The sequence below is a fragment of the Streptomyces swartbergensis genome (assembly GCF_002148965.1).
Classification (GTDB): domain Bacteria; phylum Actinomycetota; class Actinomycetes; order Streptomycetales; family Streptomycetaceae; genus Streptomyces; species Streptomyces swartbergensis.
In genome coordinates, this window is sequence record NZ_NGFN01000646.1 from 1 (window position 1) to 1,949 (window position 1,949).

A 1,949-nucleotide genomic window follows, 5' to 3' on the forward strand; every position below is an offset into this window, starting at 1 on the left:
TGGTGGCGGTGGGCGGGCCGACCGGCCCGGAGGGAACCAGGGCGTCCTCGGGCCCGGCCGCAGGCCGGGGACCGGCCGTGGCGAGGGCCGGTGCCGGTACCGAGCCCGCTGACTCCGCCGCGAGCGGCCGGGACTCGCCCGCCTCGCACTCCGGTACCACCACGCGGCGCCGGGCCGATGACTCGTGCGACGGCGACGGCGACGGCACCGCCGTGTTCTTCGTGCGCAGCTTGCCGGCCCGCCTCGCGGTCAGGTTGCGGAAGTTCACGAGCATGCGATGGCCGAACTCCGTGAGCACGGACTCCGGGTGGAACTGCACGCCCCACAGCGGCCGGGTGCGGTGCCGCAGGCCCATCAGGACGCCGTCCTCCGCCCAGGCCGTGGCCTCCAGCATCTCCGGCAGCGGCTCGCGCACGGACAGCGAGTGGTAGCGGACGGCGGTGAAGTTCTGCGGCAGGCCCTGGAACAGGTCGCGTTCGTCATGCCGGATCGTGGACAGGTGCCCGTGCCGCGGCTCAGGAGCGGGCCCCACCACCCCGCGCTCCCCGAGCGCGATGCCCTGATGGCCGAGACACACGCCGAGCACGGGAACCGGGGAGGTGGCGACCAGCCCGGCCGCGATGCCGAAGTCACGCGCGTCCGCCRGATGCCCGGGACCCGGGGACACCACCAGGTTGTCGAACTCCCGGAGATCCGGAACCGCGTCGGCGGCGGCGTCGTTGCGGACGACCACCGGCTCCTCGCCGTTGACCTCGGCGATCAGCTGGAACAGGTTGTACGTGTACGAGTCGTAATTGTCGATGAGCAGGGTCTTCACCCGCCCACCTCCCTCTGTTCGTTCGCGGGCCTACATGGCCCGGCGTTTGTGCCGTCCGCGGAGCGCCTGGAGCGACGGGTACAGCCATTTCCTGAAGAAACGCTGGAGCCGCGGCATGAGAATCCAGGTGACAAGGGCCGTCACGCACAGACACAACAACAGTGTGCGGATCAGTGCATTGAGGTCACCGAGATAGGGAAGCACCGTCAGATTGAAAAGGAGCACCGGCGGAAAGACCGCGCTCATATTCACGAACCACAGTTTCCATTTCGACGGCGGAGCGGGCGGCGCGGGCGTCAGCGTCTGCGCCTCGAACCAGGCCCGGGCCCCCCGCACCCGCCTGCGCTCCGCCTCCTGGGCGAGCCCCTCCAGCCGGGCGTCCCACTGTGCCCGGGAGGGTGATTTCTCCCAGGCCAGGGCCGCACCCTCGCTGGTGAAGCGATAAACGACATGCCACTCCGCCCCTCCGTCGACAAGTACCCCACCCCCCAGGAACCCCGGTTGCCGCGCGGTCGCGCCCAGCATGGCCCACCCCCAGGAGTGGAAGTCGGACGCCCGGCCCGGCATCACGCGATAGGCCACGGTGACCGTGACGGGATTACTGGTCACGCCGTCCCATACGGAAAGCGGTTCACCCGCGTTCAAGATTCAACAAACAATTTTCCGGCCGTCCGGAACGTGAAGCTTTTGGGCAGGTGGGAAACCCCCTCATCAGCCGGCGTGAGCCCTCCCGATCGGCTGGGCGTGAACAGATCCGATCACCTGGGTCTGCCCCCCGCATCACCTGGGAGCAAGCGCGCTCTCCACCCGCTCCACCGGCGCCTCCCCGAACCGTGACAACGCCAGCGCCCCGGCCACCGCCACCGCGAACCCCAGCACCGCCGGCCACCCCAGCCCCGGCCGCGTACGGTCCCCGAGCCACACCACGCCGATCAGCGCGGGCGCGACGGTCTCCCCGAGCACCAGTCCCGCGGTCGCCGTGGTCACCGACCCGCGCTGGAGGGCGGAGGTCAGCAACAGGAACGCGGCCCCGCCGCCGAGCAGCAGCGCGTACGCCGCCGGGTTGGTGAAGAGCACACCGGGCGTCAGACCGCCGATGAGCCGCACCGCCACCTCCACCACTCCGAACCCC

General features: G+C 70.6%; 2 protein-coding genes and 1 pseudogene. All 3 read right to left on the minus strand.

What is annotated here, in order from left to right:
• The coding region (locus CA983_RS43180; RefSeq protein WP_244207350.1) for an anthranilate synthase component II at nt 1-817 on the minus strand (817 nt) is incomplete at its 3' end.
• A 30-nt stretch (nt 818-847) separates the two neighbouring features.
• A complete protein-coding gene (locus CA983_RS43185; RefSeq protein ID WP_086606058.1) occupies nt 848-1,426 on the minus strand; it encodes an antibiotic biosynthesis monooxygenase in 579 nt (192 codons plus the stop codon).
• Nucleotides 1,427-1,597: 171 nt separating this feature from the next.
• A pseudogene (locus tag CA983_RS43190) lies at nt 1,598-1,949 on the minus strand (hypothetical protein); the annotation flags it as partial.